Source organism: Rhodococcus sp. GA1 (genome assembly GCF_024321955.1).
Classification (GTDB): Bacteria; Actinomycetota; Actinomycetes; order Mycobacteriales; family Mycobacteriaceae; genus Rhodococcus; species Rhodococcus pyridinivorans.
This window is the reverse complement of the sequence record NZ_CP097186.1, coordinates 4,806,849-4,831,657: the sequence shown is the minus strand read 5'-3', so window position 1 is coordinate 4,831,657 and position 24,809 is coordinate 4,806,849. Positions and strand designations below refer to the sequence as shown.

5 protein-coding genes are annotated in these 24,809 nt (G+C 72.9%); 2 read left to right on the top strand and 3 right to left on the bottom strand.

Features of this window, described 5'->3' with window-relative positions; translation table 11 throughout:
• Window positions 1-5: 5 nt before the first annotated feature.
• Both M3330_RS22530 and M3330_RS22525 read right to left on the bottom strand, forming a co-directional pair.
• Window positions 6-386, bottom strand: coding sequence for a chorismate mutase (locus M3330_RS22530; protein ID WP_019289573.1), 381 nt, complete (start codon window positions 384-386; stop codon window positions 6-8).
• 259 nt (window positions 387-645) lie between these two features.
• On the bottom strand, window positions 646-984 hold the full coding sequence (locus M3330_RS22525; RefSeq protein WP_006554802.1) for an RNA polymerase-binding protein RbpA: 339 nt from the start codon (window positions 982-984) through the stop codon (window positions 646-648).
• Between the two features lie 232 nt (window positions 985-1,216).
• Here M3330_RS22525 and M3330_RS22520 point away from each other — a divergent pair, with 232 nt between their 5' ends.
• Window positions 1,217-1,558, top strand: coding sequence for a hypothetical protein (locus M3330_RS22520; protein ID WP_006554803.1), 342 nt, complete (start codon window positions 1,217-1,219; stop codon window positions 1,556-1,558).
• A 24-nt stretch (window positions 1,559-1,582) separates the two neighbouring features.
• Here the strand turns inward: M3330_RS22520 and M3330_RS22515 are convergent, their stop codons facing one another.
• Window positions 1,583-2,170 (bottom strand): hypothetical protein, encoded by a 588-nt coding sequence (locus tag M3330_RS22515; protein WP_033098325.1) that lies wholly within the window; start codon window positions 2,168-2,170, stop codon window positions 1,583-1,585.
• Between the two features lie 541 nt (window positions 2,171-2,711).
• Between M3330_RS22515 and M3330_RS22510 the strand changes: the two genes are divergently transcribed.
• Window positions 2,712-24,785, top strand: coding sequence for a non-ribosomal peptide synthase/polyketide synthase (locus M3330_RS22510; RefSeq protein ID WP_255026408.1), 22,074 nt, complete (start codon window positions 2,712-2,714; stop codon window positions 24,783-24,785).
• Window positions 24,786-24,809: the final 24 nt, after the last annotated feature.

Below are 24,809 nucleotides of genomic sequence, written 5' to 3'. Positions count from 1 at the left end.
GGGCCTCAGTTCGTGCCGTCGCCGCGGCGACCGGAGCCGACCCGGTCCGCGGGGGCGCCGCCGGAGACGATGCGGTCCTCGACCCGGCATGCCTCGTCGATGAGCAGGGTGTACAGCGAGCGCACGAAGTCGCCGGACAGGCCGTGCCTGTGCGCGTAGTCCTGGGCGCGGCGGTGCACGACCTCCATGCGGCCGGGTTGCAGCACGTCGAGGCCGTGGCGTTGCTTGAGTTCGGCGACGCGTCCGCACACCTCGAGGCGGGCGCGGATCCCGTCGAGCAGGGTCCGGTCGATGTCGTCGAGTTCGGCACGCAGGTCGGCCAAATCGGCGGCGGCCTGTGTCGACGGCGCGTCCGCCGCAGTGTGGTGACGGTCGGTCACGGACATTCACCCCCTTGCAAGCGACCCGCCGGAGCACCGGCGCGAAGGTCGTGGATCGGGCGTGCCGATCATGATCGATCGGCGTGCGATCATGATTGCACGCACCGTCCGGCCGATATCGACGATTGATCGATTCGTGGCGGGGCCGCAATCGAATTCGCGGAACCACCGTCCCGTCGGGCTGCGCTTGCGGGGTCCGTAACGACGTGTGCCGCCCCGGACGATCGTCCGGGGCGGCACACGTACGTGTTCGGCGGCGCGGGTGTCAGGCGCCGCGGCGCTTGGCCTTGAGCAGGTCCAGGCGCTCTTTGAGCAGGTCCTCGAGTTCCTCGACGGAGCGACGCTCGAGCAGCATGTCCCAGTGGGTGCGCGGCGGCTTGACCTTCTTCGGCTCCGGTGCGGCGCCCTCGACCAGGGTGCCCTCGAGGCCGTTCTTGCAGATCCAGGTGCCGGGGATCTCCGCGTCGTCCGCGAACGGCACGTCGTATTCCTCGCCGTTGTCGCAGCGGTAGCGCGCGATTCGCCGCGGCGCCAGATCGTGGTCGCGGTCGGTTTCGTAGCTCACCGCCCCGAGTCGGCTGCCTCGCAGTACACGATCTGCCATGGTGGTGTCCTTCCTTGTGTGCTCCGCCCGGGTGACGATGCCGTGCGGCATCGACACCGGGCTCGACGTCCACTGTGCTCAACGTCTGCGGAGCCGATTCCGTTCCCGCGGCCCACCGAGGAGCCGAGGGACCAGTCTACCGACTCGCCGCACCGCCGCGCGCACGGTGCCCGCACCGGCCCGTGCGTCCGGGGTTCCCGCCGCCCCGCCGGGGGTGCAGGTGGGCAGTACAGTGACGCTCGTGACCGGACGTGACACCCGAGCGAGCACGTGCCTGTGGTGCGGGCGCCCGGTACCGGAGATCGGCACCGGGCGGCGACGCCGCTACTGCCGCCAGTCGTGTCGGCAACGCGCCTACGAGCAGCGCAGCAGCGCCCGCCGCGCCGGACTGCCCGAGGATTCGGTGGTGCTCACCGCCGGCGAGGTCGAGGCACTCGCCGACCGCGCGTTCCGGGCGCGCTGCGCCGCCGAGGACGTCGCCACCGCGGTCGCCGAGGGCGCCGCGGCCGACGAGCTGACCGCCCTGTGCGCGGAGCTGCTCGATCTGGCCCGCGACGCCGAACGGCTGCGTTGACCGCCCCGATCGGGGAGCGCGGGCTCAGGCGAAGAAGCCACCCATGGTGTAGATCACCTGGCAGAACGCACCGTTGGCGTACTGCAGCGAGCCGAACAGGGCGCCGAGCACCGCGCCGGGACCGCTGTCGATCACTGTGGACTGCAATCCGCCGCCGTTGTTGTCGAGGGTGGCGACCCCGGCCCGGATGTTCTCCATGTTGATCCACACGAATTTCAGGTCCGAGGCGGTCACCGGCGCACCGGCGGTGGGTTCGACGATCACCTCGATCGACCCGAACGGCACCTGACCGTGCGGGCCGGGATGCACCCACGCGGTGGTCATCGCGAACGGCACGAAACCGCCGCCGCAGCCCGGACCGACGGTCGGTGCGGGTGACGAGAACGGCTGCGGGATGTTCTTCGGTGGCGGCGCGAACGGATCCGCCGAGCCGGAGTCGGCGACGAGCCGCTCGAGCGCGGCGAGGGTCTCGGGGGAGTCGGCGACCTCCGCGCGCAGCTGATCGAGCGGCACCCCCGGCGGGGCGGTGTCGGCGGCGGCCTGGGCGGGGGCCGCGAGCAGGGCTGCGGCGAGCAGGGCGGTGACGAGCGGGGCGGATCGGCGACGCAACATCTCGGGCTCCTTCGAATCGGGTCGAGCGGGCGGGACGAGACGATCCGGTCGCGATCCGATCACGCACGGGTCGCGGCACGGGGGCACGAAGGTGACGGCCGCTTCGAGAATAAGGAGAGCTGTCCGGTTTCGGGGCGTTTCCGGCGAGCCCGATCCTGCTTCGACGCCGACCTCATTCGTCACTCCGGTCACGAACAGGGCATTCCTCCCGGCCGTCGGGAAAACGTTATCGAAACGCGACTGATCCCCTGCACGGGAACGATTTCCGAGGTCACTCGCGGTTCCGTACCGGTCCTGTCGCGGCACGGGCACGGCCTCCGGGGCGCATCGGCGGGTAGTGGTGCGGTCGTCGCCGCAATCCGGTCGTACCGGTCGCACAGGTGGTCTAGCTTGTTGTGTGGTCCCGGTCACACGGGATCACACGATCGAACGGGGGTCCGATCGCGGCGCCGCACGCCCAGCGGCACCGGGGTCGGCCCCTGCACGCGATGTCGGGGGACACACGCCGATCACGGCCAACAACATCGCTTTCGGAGGGGACATGTCGCTGCGACACCGTCGTCCGCAGATACCGGCCGGCGCTTTCCCGCTGTCGTCCGCGCAACGGGCCATCTGGTTCGCGCAGCAGCTCGCACCCGAGGTACCCGTGTGCATCGCGCAGTATGTGGATCTGCGCGGCGCCCCGGACCTGGATCTGCTGCGTCGCTGCGGATATCGCGCCGGTGCCGAGTTCCGGTCCGCCTATCTGCGGGTCGTCGACGTCGACGGTGAACCCGTCCAGTACGTCGACCCCACCGTCGAGGACCGCAACGGGATCCCGCTGCTCGACTTCCGCGGCGAACCCGACCCGATGGCCGCGGCGCACGAGTGGATGACCGCCGACTACGCCACCCCGGTGGACCTGGCGAACGACCTGCTGGTGAACATGACGATCCTGCAGGTCGCCGACGACCGGTTCCTCTGGTACGCCCGCATCCACCACGTCGCCCTCGACGGATTCGCGGCGATGACCATGGTCAACCGCATCGCCGCCCTCTACACCGCGGAGATCGACGGCCGCGAGCCGGAACCGTCGAAAGCCGCCGACCTGCGCGCCCTGTACGACTGGGACCGCGAGTACCGCACCTCCGAGCGCTACCGCACCGACCGCGACTACTGGATCGAGCGGGTCGCCGGACTCGAGGACGGCTCGACTCTGGCGCAACGCGACGCCCCCACCGCGGCGGTGTCGCTGCTGTCGAGCCACACCCTCCCCGACGACCTCGTCGACGCGCTGACCGCGGTCGACGACGAACCGGGACTGTCCTCGACGGCGGCGGTCATCGCGGCGTTCGCGTGCTATCTGGCGCGGATGACCGGCCGCGACGACGTGATGATCAACCTGCCGGTCTTCGCCCGCACCACCGCCATGGCCCGCCGCTCCGGCGGCATGCTCGTCAACACCGCGCCGCTGCACATCTTTCTCGAACCGGACGACACCCGCACCGACCTGGTGCGGCGGGTGCAGCTCGAACTCACCGGGGCGCTGCGCCACCAGCGATTCAGCCTCGAGGACATCCGCCGCGAGACCGGCGCCGCCGGCGACCCGTACCGCTATGCCGGGCCGATGGTCAACGTCATGCTGTTCCGGCAGGAGATCGTGCTCGGCGACATCCGCGGCGAGTTCCACATCATGACCTCCGGTCCCGTCGAGGACCTGCTGGTCAACATCTATCAGAGCGGCGACCCGGCCCGGACCTTCCTCGACTTCCGCGGCAACCCGCACCGCTACGACGAGGACGAACTCCGTGCCCACCACGACCGGTTCGTCGAACTGCTCGACGATTTCCTGCGCAGCGCCCCCGACCGCGCGGTCGCCGTGATCCATCCGGCCAGCGTGACCCTGGGCGAGCAGCGCCGCCGCGCCGCCGCCGACGCCGGTTTCTGGCGGCAGCAGCTCGCCGACGCCGCCGAACGCCTCGAACTGCCCCGCCCCGTCACCGCCCCCGCCGACGACACCCCCGCCGACGTCGAGGACCGCCTGGCGGTCACGGCCGCGGCGCTCGCCGCGCGTTTCGCCACCACCGAGGGCGACGCCCCGGACACCACCGTCGCCGCCGTACTGCACGCCGCCACGGCGGCTCTCATCGCCCGGCTCACCGGTCACGACGACGTCCTCGTCGGCGTGGCCCGCGACGGGCGGGTGCTGCCGCTACGCGTCGAGCTGGACCCGGCCGAGCCCTTCGCCGAGCTGGTGCGGCGCGTGCGCACCCTCGGCGCCGATCTCGCCGCCCACGCCGAGGTCGACCCGGCCGTGCTCGCCGGCCTCGCCTCCGCCTGCCCGGTGGTGCTCACCCTCGACGACCCGACCTCCGCCCCCGCGGACGCGGTGCTACGCGTGACGATCGACACCACCGGCACTGCCCTGCAGGTCCGCACCGGCTACCGGCCCGACCGGGTGGACGCGCACACCGCCACCACCACCGGCCGGCGACTCGGCCGCGCCCTGACCGCGGTGCTCACCGACCCGCACCTGCCCATCGGGGATCTGCCGTTCGTCGGCAGCGACGAGGTCGCCGGTCTGGTCCCGGCGCACGGCGACCCGGCCCGCTCCGCGCAGACCCTGCCGGAGATCCTGTGCGCGGTCGCCGCGGTGGTGCCGGACACCGAGGCGGTGGTGTGCGAGGACCGGCGCATGACCTACGGCGAACTCGACGCCTGGTCCAACCGGCTCGCCCGCGTCCTCATCGACGCCGGCGCCGGACCGGAGACCTTCGTCGCGGTCGGCATCACCCGCTCCGTCGAATCGGTGGCGGTGATCTGGGCGATCGCCAAGTCCGGGGCCGCCTTCGTGCCCGTCGACCCGAAGTATCCGGCCGAACGCATCGAGTACATGCTCACCGACTCCGGGGCGATCCTGGGCCTGACCACCGCCGCGCACCGCGACGAGCTGCCCGACACGGTGCCCTGGCTCGTCCTCGATCCGGATCTCGACGCGCGGATCGCGCAGGCGAGCGATGAGCCGATCACCGACGACGACCGGCCGGCCACCCTGCTGTTCGACCATCCCGCCTACCTGATCTACACCTCCGGCTCCACCGGCCGCCCCAAGGGTGTGGTGGTGCCGCACCGCGGCCTGGCGAACCTGTCGGCGACCCTGCACACCCGCCTGGCCCCACCCCCGGCGGCCCGGGTCTCGCACTTCTCCTCGCCGAGCTTCGACGCGTCGATCTTCGAGTACATGACCGCCTTCGCCATCGGCGCGACCCTCGTGGTGGTGCCCGCCCACATCTACGGCGGCGACGAACTGGCGGCGCTGCTGCGCCGCGAACAGGTCACCCACCTGTTCTCCACCCCGGCCGCGCTGGCGTCGGTGGACCCGACCGGCGTCGAATGCGAGGCGGTCACCGTCGCGGGCGAGGCGTGCCCACCGGAACTGGTGGCGCGCTGGGCACCCGGCCGCCGGATGTACAACGCGTACGGGCCCACCGAGACCACCATCGTCTGCAATATCACCGACATGCTGGTGCCGGGGGAGACCGTCACCATCGGCCACCCGGTGTGCGGTATCGACGAGCTGATCCTCGACGGCCGGTTGCACCCGGTGCCGGTCGGGATCGCCGGGGAGCTGTACATCGCCGGGCCGGGCGTCACCCGCGGCTATCACGACCGGCCGGGCCTGACCGCCACCCGTTTCGTCGCCGACCCCTTCGGCCCTCCCGGCTCGCGCATGTACCGCACCGGTGACGTCACCCGCTGGCGCATCCGCGACCCGCACCGTCCCGCCCGCTCGGTGACCGTCGAATATCTCGGCCGCTCCGACTTCCAGGTCAAGATCCGCGGGTTCCGCATCGAACTCGGCGAGATCGACGCCGCCCTCAGCGACCGCCCCGACGTCGCCTTCGCCGTCACCCTGGGCCGCGCCGCGCCCTCCGGGGAACAGATGCTCGTGTCCTATGTGCTGCCCGATGCCGGCTGCACCCTCGACCCGGAGCAGCTGTCCGCGGCGCTCGCGGCGCGGTTGCCCGCCCACATGGTGCCCGCCGCGATCATGGTGCTCGACGAGATCCCGCTGACCGCCGTCGGCAAACTCGACCGCACGGCACTGCCCGAACCGGTCTTCGCCGGCGCCGGTGGGGCGGCGGCGATGTCGCCCACCGAGACCGCGTTGGCCGCGATCTTCGCCGACCAGCTCGGCGTCGCCGAGGTCGGCGCCGACGACAGCTTCTTCGAGCTCGGCGGCAACTCGCTGGTCGCCACCCGGGTGATCTCCCGCATCAACGACGCCTTCGGCACCGATCTGGGGGTGCGGTCGCTGTTCGAGGCCCCCACCGTGCGGGCGCTGGCGGCGAACCTGCCCGCCGGTGACGACGTCGACCGGCCCGCCCCGGCGCCGGTGCTGCCGCGCCCGGACCGCATCCCGGTCTCCGCCGCCCAGCAACGCCTGTGGTTCGTCGACCAGCTCGACCCGTCCTCGGCCGCCTACAACATCCCGATCGCGCTGCGGCTGCGCGGCGCCCTCGACCACGCGGCGCTGGTCGCGGCGACCCGCGATGTGCTCGACCGGCACGAGACGCTGCGCACCGTCTACCCGGCCACCCCGGCCGGGCCGATCCAGCAGGTGCTGCCCGTCGACGCGCTCGCCCTGGATCTGACCCCCACGGTCACGGACGATCTCGACGCGGACGTCGCGGCGGTGGTCGCGGCCGGTTTCGACGTCACCGTCGACCCGCCGCTGCGGATGCGGCTGTTCCGCGTCGCCGGCGACGAGCACGTGCTCGCCGTGGTGGTGCACCACATCGCCGCCGACGGCGCGTCGCTGGCACCGCTGTCCCGGGATCTGGTCACCGCCTACGCCGCCCGCGCCGCGGGCACCGCCCCGGACTGGGCGCCGCTGCCGCTGCAGTACGCCGACTACACCCTGTGGTTCGCGGATCTGCTCGGCGACGTCGACGACCCGACCTCCCGCGCCGCCCGGCAACTCGAGTACTGGCGCGAGATCCTCACCGGCGCCCCCGACCTGCTGGCGCTGCCCACCGACCGGCCGCGCCCACCGCAGCAGTCCTTCCGCGGCGCGAGCGTCGACGTCGAGATCGCCCCGGAGCTGTACGGGCGGATCCGGCAGCTCGCCCACGCCCACACCGCCACCGAGTTCATGGTCGTGCACGCCGCCCTGGCGGTGCTGCTGGCCCGCCTGTCCGGCGGCGACGACATCGTCGTCGGCACCCCCGTCGCCGGGCGCAGCCACCGCCACCTCGACGACCTGGTCGGCATGTTCGTCAACACCGTCGCGCTGCGCACCGCCGTACCCGCCGACCTGTCCTTCGCAGACTTCCTCGCCGCGGTGCGCGACACCGACCTGGCGGCCTTCGCGCACACCGACCTGCCGTTCGACCGGCTCGTCGACGCCGTGGTGCCCGCACGCTCGGCGGCCTACTCGCCGCTGTTCCAGGTGATGCTCGCCTTCTCCGACACCACCGGCGCGCACCTGTCCCTGCCCGGCCTGGACGTCGACATCGCCGAAATCGACACGCACACCACCAAATTCGACCTGCATCTGCAGCTCGGCGCGGTCGCCGACGGCGACGGCCGCACCCACGCACTGCGCGGCGCGCTGTCCTACGCCACCGACCTGTTCGATCCCGCCACCGCCGCCGCGATCGGGCAGCGCCTCGTGGGGCTGCTCGAGACGGTCACCGCGGATCCGGCGGTGCCGGTCGGCGACGTGGAGCTGCTCACCGCCGACGAACGCCGCACCGTCCTCGACACGTGGAACGCCACCACCGCCGACACCGGACCCGCCACCACCCTCGGGGAACTGTTCGCCGCGCAGGTCGCCGCGACCCCGCACGCCCCGGCCGTCACCGTCGACGGCCACACCCTCGGCTACGCCGAATTCGACGCGGTCACCAACCGACTCGCGCGGCGGTTGCTGCGCGCCGGCGCCGGACCGGACCGGGTGATCGCCCTCGCCGCGCCGCGGTCGCTGGATCTGCTCGTCGGCATGTACGCGATCGTCAAGAGCGGTGCCGCCTACCTGCCGCTGGATCCGGAGCATCCCGCCGAGCGGCTGCGCTACGTCCTCGACACCGCCGCCCCGCGCGCGGTGCTCACCACCAGCGATGTCGCCGACGCCCTGCCCGACACCGGCGCCGAGGTGCTGCGCATCGACCGCCTCGACCTCGCCGACGAATCCCCGGCGGCCCTCACCTCGGCGGATCGACCGGAGCCGACCGGCGCGCATCTCGCCTACGTGATCTTCACCTCCGGCTCCACCGGCCGCCCCAAGGGGGTGGCGGTGCCGCACGCCGCGATCGTCAACCGGTTGCGCTGGATGCAGCACACCTATCCGCTGACCGCCGACGACACGGTGGTGCAGAAGACCCCCGCCACCTTCGACGTGTCGGTGTGGGAGTTCTTCTGGCCGCTGCAGGTCGGGGCGCGGCTGGCCGTCGCCGCCCCCGGCGGGCACCGCGATCCCGGTTACCTGCTGCGGCTGTTCGCCGAGGAGCGGGTCACCGTGGCGCATTTCGTGCCGTCGATGCTCGCGGTGTTCGTCGACGCCCTGCACGGCCGCGGCCGGGAGCCGCTCGCGCTGCGGCACGTGTTCGCGTCGGGGGAGGCGCTGCCCGCCGAGACCGCCGCCGCGCTGCGGGAGGCGCTGCCGCACACCGCCCTGCACAATCTGTACGGGCCCACCGAGGCCGCGGTGGACGTCACCGCCTGGACCACCACCGACACCGGTGCCGGGTCGGTGCCGATCGGGCGCCCGGTGTGGAACACCCGCGCCTACGTGCTCGACGCGCGGCTGCATCCGGTGCCCGCCGGCGCCGCCGGCGAGTTGTATCTGGCCGGGATCCAGCTCGCCCGCGGCTATCTCGACCGCCCGGGCCTGAGCGCCGACCGGTTCGTCGCCGACCCGTTCGGGGCGCCGGGGGAGCGGATGTACCGCACCGGGGATCTGGCCACCCGCCGCGCCGACGGTGCCCTGATGTACTTGGGGCGCACCGACTTCCAGGTCAAGATCCGCGGTCTGCGCATCGAGCTCGGGGAGATCGAGCAGGTGTTGCGCGCCCGCGAGGAGATCGGGCAGGCGGTGGTGCTCGTCCACCACGGCGCCGACGACCGGCTCACCGGCTATCTCGTGCCCACCCCGGGCCGCAGCATCGACACCGCCGCGGTCACCGCCGATCTCGCCGCGCACCTGCCGGATTACATGGTGCCCGCCGCCCTCGTCGTCCTCGACGCGCTGCCGGTCGGCCCCAACGGCAAACTCGACCGCAACGCGCTGCCCGCTCCGCCGGCACCGACCGCCGCCGGTGGCTACCGGGCGCCGCGCACCCCCACCGAACAGCTCGTCGCCACCGTCTTCGCCGACCTGCTCGGCGTCGACCGGGTCGGCGCCGACGACCACTTCCTCGACCTCGGCGGCACCTCCCTGCTCGCGATGCGCGCCGCCGCCCGGCTCGCCGCGGACACCGGCGGTGAGCTCGGCATCCGGGAGATCTTCGATCATCCGGTCGTCGCCGATCTCGCCGCGCATCTCGACCAGCCCGACCGCACCGGCGCCGGGCGCGGCGCCCCGGTGGCCGGGCCGCGCCCCGACCCGGTCCCGCTGTCCCCGGCGCAGCAGCGGATGTGGTTCATCAACCAGTTCGACACCACCTCCCCGGCCTACAACATCGCCGTCGCGCTGCGCCTGAGCGGCCGGCTCGATCAGGCGGCGCTGCAGCACGCCATCGGCGACGTCGTCGCCCGGCACGAATCGCTGCGCACCCGCTATCCGCTCACCGACGACGGGCCCGTGCAGGTCGTGGTGCCCACCGGCGCCGCCGTCCCCGATCTGGTGATGCTCACCGTCGACGACGGCACCGACCTCGACAGCGAGCTCACCCCGATCCTCGTGGCCGGATTCGATGTGGCCACCGAGATCCCCACCCGCATCCGGGTGCTCGCCCTGGCCGAGGACGAGCACGTGCTCGTGCTCGTCGCCCACCACATCGCCGCCGACGGTTTCTCCATGGGGCCGCTGGCCCGCGACGTCATCGCCGCCTACAGCGCCCGCCACGCCGGGCAGACCCCACAGTGGACCCCGCTGCCGGTGCAGTACGTCGACTACACCCTCTGGCAGCACCGGGTGCTCGGTGACGACACCGACCCGACCTCCCTGGCCGCCGAACAGCTCCGGTTCTGGCGCGCAGCCCTCGCCGGCGCCCCGGAACTGCTCGAACTGCCCTTGGATCGGCCGCGCCCGGTGCAGCCGTCGCGGCGCGGCGCCCGCATCCCGTTCACCCTCGACGCCGCCGCGCACCGCCGGCTGCTCGACATCGCCCGCGCCCACGACGCGTCGGTGTTCATGCTGGTGCACGCCGCACTGACGGTGCTGCTCGCCCGCCTGTCCGGCAGCGACGACATCGTCGTCGGCACCCCCGTCGCCGGGCGCGGCCACCGGGCCCTCGACGACCTGGTCGGCATGTTCGTCAACACCGTGGTGCTGCGCGCCCGCGTCGACGACGACGAGCCGTTCACCGCGCTGCTCGACCGCATCCGCACCGGCGACCTGACCGCCTTCGGGCACACCGAGGTGCCCTTCGAGCGGCTCGTCGAGGTCCTCGACCCGCCCCGCTCGACCGCCTACACCCCGCTGTTCCAGGTGCTGCTCGAATTCCAGGACACCGAACGCCCCGAGATCGAACTGCCCGACCTGTCGGTGCGGGTGATCGACCTCGACCCGATGCTGGCGCTGTTCGACCTGCAGCTGTCCATCGCCGAGACCACCGACGCCGACGGCCCCGCCGGCATCCGCGCGTCGTTCACCTACGCCACCGACCTGTTCGACGCCGCCACCGTCGCCTCGTTCGCCGACCGGTTCGTGCGCATCGTCGAGGCGATCACCGACACCCCCGACATCGCGGTCGGCAACATCGACATCGTCACCGACCGGGAACTGGCCGACCTGGCCCCGGCGCGGGGCCTGCCACCGGTCTCACCGCAACTGTGGCCGGAACTGCTCACCTCGATCGCCGCGATCCTGCCCGACGCGGTCGCCCTGCGCTTCGCCGACCGGCAGATCACCTACGCCGAACTCGACGCCTGGTCCACCCGCGTGGCGCGGCTGCTCGTCGACGAGCACCGGATCGGCCCGGAAACCGTCGTCGCGCTCGCGCTGACCCGCTCGCTCGAATCGGTCGCGGTGGTGTGGGCGGTCACCAAGACCGGCGCGGCGTTCGTGCCCGTCGACCCCGCCTACCCACCGGAGCGGGTGAGCTACATGCTCACCGACAGCGCTGCCGCCCTCGGCATCACCACCGCCGCGCACCGCGACGCGCTGCCGGTGCAGGTGCCGTGGCTGGTGCTCGACGATCCTGCCGTCGCCGCCCGGATCGCCGCGACGAGCGACGCACCCATCACCGACGCCGACCGCACCGCCGCGCTGCACTTCGACCACCCGGCCTACCTGATCTACACCTCCGGCTCCACCGGCCGCCCCAAGGGCGTGGTGGTCACCCACCGCGGCATGACCAACCTCAACGCCGAGGTGCGCAGCCACTTCACCATCACCCACCAGGCTCGCGTCTCGCACCTGGCGTCGCCGAGCTTCGACGCGTCGATCTTCGAGTTCACCAAGGCGTTCTGCGCCGGCGCCACCCTGGTGATCGTGCCGCCGGACATCTACGGCGGCGACGAACTCGCCCGGCTGCTGCGCGAGGAGAAGGTCACCCACGCCTTCATCACCCCCACCGCGCTCGCCTCCCTCGACCCCACCGGACTCGACGACCTCGAGGTCCTCGTCGTCGCCGGCGAGGCCTGCCCACCGGAACTGGTGGCGCGCTGGGCACCGGGACGGCGCATGTTCAACGGCTACGGCCCGTCCGAGGCCACCATCGAGACCAGCGTCAGCCCGCAACTGCGGCCCGGGCACACCGTCACCATCGGCGGCCCCGCCGTCGGCTTCCACCAGACCGTCCTCGACGACCGGCTGCGGCCCGTCCCCGTCGGGGTGGCCGGCGAGCTGTACATCGCCGGGCCGGGCGTGGCCCGCGGCTACCATCGCCGCCCCGACCTCACCGCCGCCCGGTTCGTCGCCGACCCCTACGGCATCCCCGGCGAACGCATGTACCGCACCGGGGATGTGGTGCGCTGGCGGCACGACGGCACCGTCGAATATCTGGGCCGCTCCGACTTCCAGGTCAAGGTGCGCGGCTTCCGCATCGAACTCGGCGAGATCGACGCCGCGCTCACCGCCCACGACGCGATCGTCTTCGCCCATACCATCGGGCACCCCGCACCCAGCGGCGACACTGTGCTCGTGTCCTACATATTGCCCGACACCACCGACACCACCGCCACGCAGATCGATCCGCGGGCACTGCGCGCCTGGGCCGCGGCGCGGCTGCCCGGTCACATGGTGCCCGCCGCGGTGGTGGTGCTCGATGAGCTGCCGCTGACCCCGGTCGGCAAACTCGACCGCCGCGCCCTGCCGGTGCCGGACCTGACACGGCTCGGCGGCGACTACCGTCCCCCGAGCACCGACCTCGAGGCAACCGTCGCCGAGATCGTCGCCGAGGTCCTCGGGCACCCGCAGGTCTCCGTCGACGACAACTTCTTCGATCTCGGCGGCAACTCGCTGATCGCCACCCGCGTCGTCGCCCGCCTCAACGCCGCGCTCGGCACCGACGCCGGGGTCCGTGCCCTGTTCGAGGCGCCCACGGTGCGGGCGCTCGCCGCGCGGATCCTCGACGATCACGGTGGGCACGGACGGGTGCCGCTGGTCGCCGCCGACCGGCCCGAACGGTTGCCGCTGTCCCCGGCCCAGCAACGCATGTGGTTCGTCAACCAGTTCGACACCACCTCCGCCGCCTACAACATTCCGCTCGCCATCCGCCTGTCCGGCCGCCTCGACGTCGCGGCACTGACCGGAGCGGTGCGCGACGTGCTCGACCGGCACGAGAGCCTGCGCACCTGGTATCCCGGCGACGAACAGGGCCCGCGCCAGGTCGTCGTCGACACCGACCGGGTGCTGCCGGCGCTCACGGCGCGGCCGGTCACCGGCGACGACCTGCCCACCGACCTCGCCGACTTCGTCGGTGCCGGTTTCGACGTGGCCGCGGCGGTGCCGGTGCGGCTACGGCTGTGGCGCCTGGACGAGCACGCTCATGTCCTGGCGGTGGTGGTGCACCACATCGCCGCGGACGGCTCGTCGATGGCGCCGCTGGCCCGCGACCTGATGCTCGCCTACACCGCCCGCACCGGCGGGACGGACCCGGATCGGTCGCCGCTGCCGGTGCAGTACGCCGACTACGCCCTGTGGCAGCGCCGGCTGCTCGGCGACCCGGACGACCCGACCTCCCTCGCCGCCGCGCAGCTGCGGTTCTGGCGCGACACCCTCGCCGACGCCCCCGAACTGCTGCCGCTGCCCACCGACCGGCCGCGCCCCACCCAGCGCAGCTTCCACGGTGCCCTGCACCGCTTCACCGTGCCCGCCGACGTGCAGCGGCGCCTCGAGGCGCTGGCCGCCGAGCACGACACCACCGTGTTCATGGCCGTGCACGCAGCGTTCGCGGCGCTGCTGGCCCGCCTGACCGGCACATCCGACATCGTCATCGGCTCCCCGGTCGCCGGTCGCGGCCACCGCGCCCTCGACGACCTGGTCGGCATGTTCGTCAACACCGTGGTGTTGCGCACCCCCGTCGACGGGGCGCTGTCGTTCACCGACCACCTGCACCGCACCCGCGAGATCGACCTCGCGGCCTTCGGGCACACCGAGCTGCCCTTCGAGACCCTCGTCGACGTGCTCGCCCCGGCCCGCGAGACCGACCGGTCCCCGCTGTTCCAGGTGGTGCTCGAATACGGCAACACCGAACGGGCCCACCTGGTGCTGCCCGAACTCGAGGTCGACGCCCTCGACCCGGAGCTGCCCGTCGCCAAGTTCGACCTGCAACTGACCCTGCAGGATCCAGACCCGACCGGAACAGGGGAGAGCGACGGAATGCCCGCGGCGTTCACCTACGCCACCGACCTGTTCGATCCCGACACCGTCGCCTCCTTCGCGCAGCGGCTGGTGCGGCTGCTCGACGCGGTCACCGCCGACCCGCACCGCCCCATCGGCGACGTCGACCTGCTCACCGACGACGAACGTCCCACCGCCCCGGCGCCGCTGCGCCCGGCCACGGCGAGCGTGCTCGGCTCCGCCTCGGCGAGCGTGCTCGGCTCCGACTCGGCGTCGCTGCTCGATCTGTACGCCCGCGGCGCCGGACTCGACCCGGCGGCGATCGCGGTCACCGCCCCCGACGGGACGCTGCGCTACGACGAGCTCACCGACCGGGTGCAGCGCCTGGCGCGGCTGCTCGTCGAGCACGGCGCCGGACCCGACCGGCTCGTCGCCGTCGCCCTGCCGCGCGGCACCGACCTGATCGTCGCGCTGCTCGCCGTATTGCACAGCGGCGCCGCCTATCTGCCCATCGACGTGGCGTTCCCCCCGGACCGGCTCGCGTACATGTTCGACGACGCGGCCCCGGTGTGCCTGCTCACCACCGCCGACCACGCCACCGCTCTGCCCCCGCACACCCCGCCGATCGTGGACCTGCACGACCCGGCCGTGCGCACCCGCCTCGACGAGATGCCCAGCGGCGGTGACGGATTGCCACGCGTGCACCCGGAGGCGGCGGCGTACGTCATCTACACCTCCGGCTCCACCGGCCGCCCCAAGGGCGTGATGGTCCCGCACCGCACCGTCGTCACCCTGCTCACCGACACCACCGAGATGTTCGGTTTCGACGCCTCCGATGTGTGGACACTGTTCCACTCCTACGCCTTCGACTTCTCGGTGTGGGAACTGTGGGGCGCCCTCGCCCACGGTGGCCGGCTCGTCGTCGTCGACTACCACACCGCCCGCAACCCGCAGGAATTCCTGGCACTGCTGCGCCGCGAACGGGTCACCGTGCTCAACCAGACCCCGACGGCCTTCTACCAGCTCATCGACGCCGACCGCGCCGCCGGCACCGACCTGCCGGCGCTGCGCCGGGTGATCTTCGGTGGGGAAGCCCTCGACTTCGGGCAGCTCGACCGCTGGTACCGGCGCCACGACGACACCGCCCCGACGCTGGTGAACATGTACGGCATCACCGAGACCACCGTGCACGTCACCGCCCGCACCATCACCCGCGAACTCGCCGCCACCGCCGCGGCAAGCCTGATCGGCCCACCGTTGCCGTCGCTGCGCCTGCACATCCTCGACAACCGGCTGCATCCGGTGCCCACCGGGGTGATCGGCGAACTGTACGTCTCCGGCGCCCAGCTCTCCCGCGGCTACCTGCACCGCCCCGATCCGACCGCCACCCGGTTCGTCGCCGACCCGCACGGCGCCCCCGGCGACCGGATCTACCGCACCGGGGACCTGGCGCGCCGCACCCGCGACGGCGAGATCGAATATCTCGGCCGCGCCGACTTCCAGGTGCAGCTGCGCGGTTTCCGCATCGAGCTCGGCGAGATCGAAGCGGCGCTGCTGCGCGCCCCCGGTGTCGGCCGCGCCGTGGTCGTCGTCCACACCGACCCGGCCTCCGGTACCGACCGGCTCGTCGGCTACGCGGTACCCGAACCCGGCCACGACCTCGACGTCGACGTGGTGCTCGAGCATGCCGCCGGGGAACTCGCCGCGTACATGCTGCCGTCCACCCTGATGGTGCTCGACACGCTGCCGGTCACCGCAACCGGCAAACTCGACCGGCGCGCGCTGCCCGCCCCCGACTTCGCCGCCCGCACCACCGTCTCCCGCGCCCCCGCGCGCGGCCACGAAACGGTGCTGGTGGAACTGTTCGCGCAGGTCCTCGGTCTGCCGACGGTGGGGGTGGACGATTCGTTCTTCGCCCTGGGCGGCGATTCGATCATGTCCATCCAGCTGGTCTCCCGCGCGAAGGCCGCCGGCCTGGACCTGACTCCGCGCGAGGTGTTCGAACACAAGACCCCCGCCGCGCTCGCCGCCGTCGTCGGCACCGCCACCCCCACCGAAACGCTCGCGGAGCTGCCCGGCGGTGGGGTCGGGGACATGCCGCTACCGCCGATCGCGCACTGGATGCTCGACCGCGGCGGCAGCATCGGCCGCTACTCGCAGGCGCTGCTGCTGCGCCTGCCCACCGGCCTGGACGCGGCGACGCTGCGAGCGATCGTCACCGCGGTCCTCGACCGGCACGACATGCTGCGCGTGCACCTGCACGCGGTGCCGGACGTCCCCGGCGGACACGTCCTGCACGTGCCCGCCCCGGGCAGCGTCGACGTCGACACCGTCATCCACCGGGTGCCGGTGACCAGCGCCGCGGACAGCGACGACTTCTTCGCCCTGGCCGCCGCCGAACTCGACGCCGCCGCCGACCGCCTCGACCCGCACAGCGGGCGGGTGGTGCAGCTGGTGTGGTTCGACGCCACCAGCGGCGCCGGCCGACTGCTCATCGTCATCCACCATCTCGCCGTCGACGGGGTGTCCTGGCGCATCCTCGTCCCCGACCTGGCCGCCGCGTGGGCGGCCGCCGCGGCCGACGGCGCCACGAGTGGTGCGCTGCTGCCCCCCCACACCGGCACCAGCGTGCGCCGCTGGGCCCACGCCCTGCGCGACGCCGCCCCCACCCGCCGCACCGAACTCGACTTCTGGCGCGCCACGCTCGACGGACCGAACCCGCCGCTCGGGCACCGCCCCTTCGATCCGGTCCGCGACACCAACGCCACCGTCATCACCGTCGCCACCGAACTGCCCACCTCCGTCACCGAGGCGCTGCTCACCGCCGTGCCCAACGCCTTCCACGGCGCCGTCGACCACGGCCTGCTCACCGCACTCGCCCTCGCGGTGGCGGCGTGGCGCCGCGACCGCGGCCACCACCCGGCCCAGCTGCTGCTCAACCTCGAAGGGCACGGCCGCGACAGCAATGCCGCCGCCGGCGCCGACCTGTCCGGCACCGTCGGCTGGTTCACCACCATCCACCCGCTGCGCCTGGACCTGACCGGCATCGACCTCGACGACGCGCTCGCCGCCGGCCCGGCCGCCGGTCGCGCCGTCAAGACCGTCAAGGAACACCTCGCCGCCGTCCCCGACCACGGCACCGGCTTCGGGCTGCTGCGCTATCTCGACCCCGACACCGCCACCGAACTCGCGAACGCACCGACGCCGCAGGTCAGCTTCAACTATCTCGGCCGCCCCACCGCCGGGGTCACCGACACCGACACCCCCTGGCTGCCCATCGACGGCTTCCCCCACGGCGGGGCACAGAGCCCGGACATGCCCGCCGCCGCGGTGCTCGACATCAACGCCGTCACCACCGACACCCCCACCGGGCCGGTACTCGAGGTGCACTGGTCGTACCCGGCCGGGCTGCTCGACGACACCGACGTCACCGCCCTCGCGCACCACTTCGCCACCGCCGCCACCGCACTGACCCGGCACACCCGCAGCCCGCACGCCGGTGGCCTGACCCCCTCGGATCTGCCGCTGGTGCGACTGCACCAGGACGTCATCGAACGTCTCGAGCAACGCTACGGGCCCCTGGACACAGTGTGGCCGACCGCGCCGCTGCAGACCGGGCTGCTCTTCCACGCCCTGCTCGCCGGGGACCGCCCCGACGCCTACATCGTGCAGCTCGTCCTCGACCTGCGCGGCGAGGTCGACGCGAGCCGGATGCGCCGCTCCCTGCAACTGCTGCTCGACCGGCATCCGGCGCTGCGCGCAGCGTTCCCCGCCGCCGGCGACGGACACGTCCAGGTCATCCCCACCCACGTGGAAGTGCCGTTCACCGTCGCCGACACCAGCGACGACCCCGACCCGGACGACGCCGCCGCGCAACTGCTCGCCCTCGATCGACGCACCCGCTTCGACACCGAGACCACGCCGCTGCTGCGCGCGACCGTCGTGCACACCGGCCCGGGCCGGCACCTGCTGGCGTTGACGAACCACCACCTGCTGCTCGACGGCTGGTCCACCCCGGTGCTGATCCGGGAACTGCTGATGCTCTACGCCACCGACGCGGACCAGCGGGCACTGCCCCCGGCGCCGCACTACGGCAGCTACCTCACCTGGCTCGCCGACCGCGACCCGGAAGCCTCCCTCGACGCCTACCGCCGCGCCCTCGCCGGAGTGGACGAACCGACCCTGCTCGCCCCGCAGCACCGACCCGGCACCACCGCCGGGATCTCCGAGGACCTCGACCTCGACCTGGACACCGCTCTGTCGGTGCGGCTGCACGACACCGCCACCGCCCGCGGCGTCACCGCCAACACCCTCGTGCAGACCGCCTGGGGTGTGGTGCTCGGCGCCCTCACCGGCCGCACCGACGTGGTGTTCGGGGCGACCGTCTCCGGGCGGCCACCGCAGATCCCCGGCATCGAGGCGATGGTCGGGTTGTTCATCAACACCGTCCCGGTGCGCATCACCGTGCGGCCCGACGACACCGTCGGTGCGCTCGTCGACCGGGTGCAGGCCGAACAGGTCGCCCTGCTCGATCACCACCATCTCGACCTGGGCACCCTCGACCGGCACCTCGGGGCCGCCGTGCGATTCGACACCCTCACCGTCTTCGAGTCGTACCCGGTCGAACGCGCCGGTCTCGACCGCGACACCGACCTCGGCGGCATGCGGGTCGCCGACATCACCGGCCGCGACGCCGCGCACTACCCGCTGTCGGTGGTCGTGCACACCGACACCGCGGTGCACCTGCGCATGAAATACCTGCCGGAGGTCTTCGACCGCGACGCCGTCGCCGCGATCGCCGCGCGCATCACCGCTGTGCTCGACGCACTCACCGGCGACCCGGCCGCCCCGATCACCGCGCTGCCGGCACTCACCGCCACCGAGCAGGACGCGCTGCTGCCGGTGCACGGCCCGGCCGGGGGCAGCGACGCCGCCCTGCCGCAACTGCTCGCCGCGACCGCCGCCGCACACCCGGACCGGCCGGCCCTGCGCGAGGGGGAGCGGGTGCTCACCTACCGCGAACTCGACGAACGCTCCACCCGGCTGGCGCGGGTGCTGCTGCGCCGCGGCGCCGGACCGGAGACCTTCGTCGCCCTCGGCATCGCCCGCTCCGTCGAGTCGGTGACCGCGATGTGGGCGATCACCAAGACCGGGGCGGCGTTCGTGCCCGTCGACCCGCGCTATCCGGCCGAACGCGTCGCATTCATGCTCGACGACTGCGGCGCCACCGTCGGCGTGACCACCACCGCACACCGCGACCGGCTCCCGGACACGGTGCCGTGGCTGCTGCTCGACGACCTCGACCGCGACGCCGCGGGCGAGGACACCACCACGATCGACGACACCGACCGCCCCGTCGCGCTGCGGCTCGATCATCCCGCCTACCTGATCTACACCTCCGGCTCGACCGGCCGCCCCAAGGGTGTGATCACCACCCACCGCAGCCTGGACAACTTCGCCCGCGACCAGCGCAGCCGCTTCGGTGCCGGACCCGGCGCGCGGGTCGTGCACGTCTCGTCGCCGAGCTTCGACGCGTCGATCTTCGAATACCTCCTGGCGTTCGGGTCCGGCGCCGAACTGGTGATCGTGCCCCCGCACATCGTCGGCGGCGCCGAACTCGGCGCGCTGCTGCGCGAGCAGCGGGTCACCCACGGGTTCATCACCCCCGCCGCGCTCGCCTCCCTCGACCCGGCGGATCCGACCGACCTCACCGATCTCGCGGTCGGTGGGGAGGCGTGGCCGGCGGACCTGCAGGCCACCTGGGCGCCCGGGCGGCGTCTCGTCGACGCCTACGGGCCCACCGAGACCACCATCATGGCCGCGATCAGCGACCCCCTGGGCGTCGACGACCCACTGACCCTCGGCGGTCCGCTGCGCGGGGTGCACGCCGTCGTCCTCGACACCGCGCTGCGACCCGTGCCGTTCGGTGCCGTCGGTGAGCTGTACCTGGCCGGCTGGGGCCTGGCCCGCGGCTATCACGCCCGGCCCGCGCTGACCGCCGCCCGGTTCGTCGCCGACCCCTACGGCGCCCCCGGCGAACGCATGTACCGCACCGGGGACCTGGTGCGCTGGGTCGGTGACCTCGACCGGCGGGATCTGCGCATCGAATACGTCGGCCGCAGCGACTTCCAGATCAAGATCCGCGGCTTCCGCGTCGAACTCGGCGAGATCGACGCCGTGCTCGCCGCCCACCCGGCCGTCGGATTCGCCGCCACCGTCGCGCACCGCGCCCCGAGCGGAGAGACGGTCCTCGTCGCCCACCTGCACCCCGCACCCGGCGCCGACATCGACCCTGCCGCAGTGAAATACCATGTCTCCGAGCATCTCCCGGCGCACATGGTGCCCACCGTCATCAGCGTGCTCGACGAGATCCCGCTGACCCCCGTCGGTAAACTCGACCGCGCCGCCCTGCCCGCACCGAACCTGACCGCCGGCACCGGCGACCGTCCGGCACCCACCGACCCGCTCGAGTCGCTCGTCGCCGACGAACTCGCCGACGTGCTCGGCCTCGACCGACTCGGCGTCGACGACAACTTCTTCGACCTCGGCGGTAACTCACTGCTCGCCACCCGCGCCGTCGCCCGCCTCGGCGACCGGCTCGGCCGACCCGTGCCGGTGCGCGCCCTGTTCGAAGCCCCCACCGTCGCCGCGCTCGCCGCACACCTCGACCACCGGCCCACCACCGAGGTCGAGGAACCCACCGCCGACACCACCTCCGGCCCGATCGCCGGACCGCGCCCCGAGCACATCCCGCTCTCCCCGGCGCAGCAACGACTGTGGTTCATCAACCAGTTCGATCCGACCTCCGCCGCCTACAACATCCCCCTGGCGATCCGGTTGTCCGGGCATCTGTCCCCGGCCGCGCTCGGCGCCGCCCTGCACGACGTGCTGGCCCGGCACGAGAGCCTGCGCACCATCTACCCGGCGTCGGCGGCCGGACCGCACCAGCGGATCCTCGCCGCCGCCGACGCCCCGCTGCCGCTGGACGTGGTGCCCGCCGGAGAGGACACCGTGCACACCGCCATCGCCGACTTCCTCGGCGCCGGATTCGACGTCACCGTCGACATCCCGGTGCGGGCACGGGTGTTCTCCTTCGGCCGCGACGACCATCTCGCCGTGCTGGTCGTACACCACATCGCCGCCGACGGCGGCTCCACCGGCCCGCTGGCCCGCGACCTGATGATCGCCTACGCCGCCCGCAGCCGCGGCGAGACCCCGGCGTTCGGAGCGCTGCCGGTGCAGTACGCCGACTACACCCTGTGGCAACTCGACCGGCTCGGCGACCCGGACGACCCCGGCACCCTCGCCGCCGACCAGACCACCTACTGGCAGCAGCGCCTCGCGGGGCTGCCGGAGGTGCTGCCGCTGCCCACCGACCGGCCCCGGCCGCCGCAGCAGTCCTTCCGCGGCGACATCACCCGCTTCACCGTCGACGCCGATCTGCTCGCCCGGCTGCAGCAGCTCGCCGCCGTCCGGCACAGCACCGTGTTCATGACCGTGCACGCGGCGTTCGCGGTGCTGCTCGCCCGCCTGTCGGGCAGCGACGACATCGCCGTCGGCTCGCCGGTCGCCGGTCGCGGACACCGCGCCCTCGACGATCTGGTGGGCATGTTCGTCAACACCGTCGTGCTGCGCACCCCGGTGCCCGCGCAAGCGTCGTTCACCGAGCTGCTCACCGCCGTCACCGACAGCGACCTCGATGCCTTCGCGCACGCCGACCTGCCCTTCGACCGGGTCGTCGACGCGCTCGCCCCGCCCCGCTCGACCGCACACTCACCGCTGTTCCAGGTCTCCATCGAATTCCACACCGCCGAACTGCCCGCGGTGGAACTGCCGCACCTGAGCGTGCAGGGCGTCGCCCTCGACCCGACGGTGTGCAACTTCGACCTCGAACTGCTCATCGGGGAGAACGCCGAAGGTGGCCTCGACGCCGCCTTCGTCTACGCCACCGACCTGTTCGACGCCGAGACGGTGCGTGGCTTCGCCGACCGGTTCACCCGGCTGCTGCACGCGATCGCCGCCGACCCGCACCGTCCCGTCGGCGATCTCGACCTGCTCACCACCGCAGAACACACCGCGCTGGTGCCCGCCATCGGACCGCAGGCCGAACCGGCGGTGCTGTGGCCGCACCTGCTCGACACCGCCGTTGCCACCGCCCCGGACGCGGTCGCGGTCGTCGACGACGACCGGCAGGTCACCTACCGCGAACTCGACGCCCGCGCGCACCGGCTCGCGCGGCGCCTGCTCGACCGCGGCGCCGGACCCGAACAGGTGATCGCCCTGGCGATCCCGCGCTCGCTCGAATCGGTCACCGCGGTGTGGGCGACGGTGCGCAGCGGCGCGGCATTCGTGCCGGTCGACCCCACCTATCCGGCCGACCGCATCGCCTTCATGCTCGACGACAGTGCCGCGCGCATCGGCATCACCGTCGCCGCGCACCGCGACGCGCTGCCCGACGAGGTGGACTGGCTCGTCCTCGACGACCTCGACCTCACCGCCGGGCCGCTCGCACCGATCGACGACGCGGACCGGCCGACGGTGCTGCGCCCGGATCATCCGGCCTACCTGATCTACACCTCCGGCTCCACCGGCCGCCCCAAGGGCGTGGCGGTCACCCACCGCGGCCTGGCCTCCCTCGTCCGGGAGGAACGCGACCGTCTGCAGGTCACCGCCGCGGCCCGGGTGTCGCATCTGGCGTCGCCGAGCTTCGACGCGTCGATCTTCGAGCAGATGATGGCGCTGTGCGCCGCGGCGACGCTGGTGATCGTGCCGCCGCACGTCTACGGCGGCGACGAGCTCGCCGCGGTGCTGCGCGCACAGCGGGTCAGCCACGCCTTCATCACCCCCACCGCGCTGGCCTCGCTCGACCCGCACACCGTCCCCGAACTGCACACCCTGCTCGTCGCCGGCGAAGCACTCCCACCGGAGCTGGTGGCACGCTGGGCGCCGTCGCGGCGGGTGATCGACGCCTACGGTCCCACCGAGGCGACGATCATGACCTCCCTCGGCGAGCCGCTCACCGTCGGCGAACCCGTCACCATCGGCACCCCCAGCCGCGGTTTCCACGCCCTGGTCCTCGACGGGCGGCTGCAACCCGTCCCGGTCGGGGTGGCCGGGGAACTATATGTCGCCGGGCCGGGTCTGGCCCGGGGCTACCACGACCGGCCCGCGCTGACCGCCGCCCGGTTCGTGCCCGATCCCACCGGCACGGGGGAGCGGATGTACCGCACGGGGGATCTGGTGCGGTGGACCACCGATCATCGCCTCGACTACGTCGGCCGCACCGACTTCCAGGTCAAGATCCGCGGCTTCCGCGTCGAACTCGGCGAGATCGACGCCACGCTGACCGCGCACCCGCAGGTGGTCTTCGCCCACACCCTCGGCCACACCGCCCCGTCCGGGCAGACCGTGCCGGTGTCCTACCTCCGCCTCGCCCCTGATACCGACATCACCGCCGCCGAGGTGAAAACGTTCATCGCGCAGCATCTTCCGCCGCACATGGTGCCGGCGGTGATCACCGTGCTCGACGACATCCCGCTCACCCCGGCCGGCAAACTCGACCGCGCCGCGCTGCCCGCCCCGGATTTCACCGCCCCGGTCGGGGACTACCGGGCGCCGCGCACCGACCTCGAAAAGCTCGTCACCGACCTGTTCGCCGAGCATCTCGGCCTCGACCGAGTCGGTGTCGACGACGACTTCTTCGACCTCGGCGGCACCTCGCTGCTGGCGACCCGGTTGCTACCGGCGCTCGGGGAACGACTCGGGCGGCGGGTGCCGATCGCGTCGATCTTCACCCATCCGACCCCGGCAGAACTCGCCGCACACCTGAGCAGCGGCGAGTCCGAGGAGAGCAACGGCATCGACGAGGCGTTCCGGGTGCTCGTGCCGCTGCGCCCCGGCACCGGCACCGCGCTGTTCTGCATCCATCCCGCCGCGGGGCTGGCCTGGCCGTACAGCGCCCTCGCGCACCGCCTCGACGACGACCGGCCGGTCTACGGTCTGCAGTTGCCGGCCCTGTCCGGTGGTCCGCGGCACGACACCATCACCGCGCTGGCCCGCCACTACGTGCGGGAGATCCGCCGGGTGCAGCCGCACGGCCCATATCACCTGCTGGGCTGGTCGCTCGGCGGGGTGGTCGCGCACGCCGTCGCCGTCGAACTGCGCCGCGACGGGGAGATCGTCGACACCCTCGCCCTGCTCGACAGCCACCTGATGGTCGGGGCGTCCCCGGCCGTCGGCACCCGCGACATGCTGCGCGATCTCGGGCTTCCCGTCGACGACGGTGAGCCGAGCTTCGAACACGCCGCCGCGGTGCTCGACGAGGCGTTCGGGGGCGGCACCGGCCTGACCGCCGCCCACCTCGAACGGCTGCACGCCGGGTCGACCGACACCGCCCGCGCCGCGCGGCGGCACGAACCGGACACCTTCGACGGGGACGCGTTGTTCTTCACCGCGGCCCGCTCGGAGACCCCGGTCCCGGCGGTGGCGGCCTGGCACAACGTGATCGCCGGCGAGATCCACCAGTACCGGCTCGACTGCGATCACCACGAGATGGTGAGTGCCCGGGCGGTGGAGACGATCGTCGCGGTGCTCTCGGCCCGGCTGACCGAGAGCGACGCGGCGCTGCGCCGGTGGGGACGAGTCGCGGTGCAGGTCGCCGGACGCAACGGGGACCGCCGGAACTGACCTCGACGCATCCGCCCACCGGGC

Coding starts and splice junctions, on each gene's coding strand:
- M3330_RS22530 (WP_019289573.1), bottom strand. CDS start 386: ATGTCCGTGACCGACCGTCACCACACTGCGGCGGACGCGCCGTCGACA.
- M3330_RS22525 (WP_006554802.1), bottom strand. CDS start 984: ATGGCAGATCGTGTACTGCGAGGCAGCCGACTCGGGGCGGTGAGCTAC.
- M3330_RS22515 (WP_033098325.1), bottom strand. CDS start 2,170: ATGTTGCGTCGCCGATCCGCCCCGCTCGTCACCGCCCTGCTCGCCGCA.
- M3330_RS22510 (WP_255026408.1), top strand. CDS start 2,712: ATGTCGCTGCGACACCGTCGTCCGCAGATACCGGCCGGCGCTTTCCCG.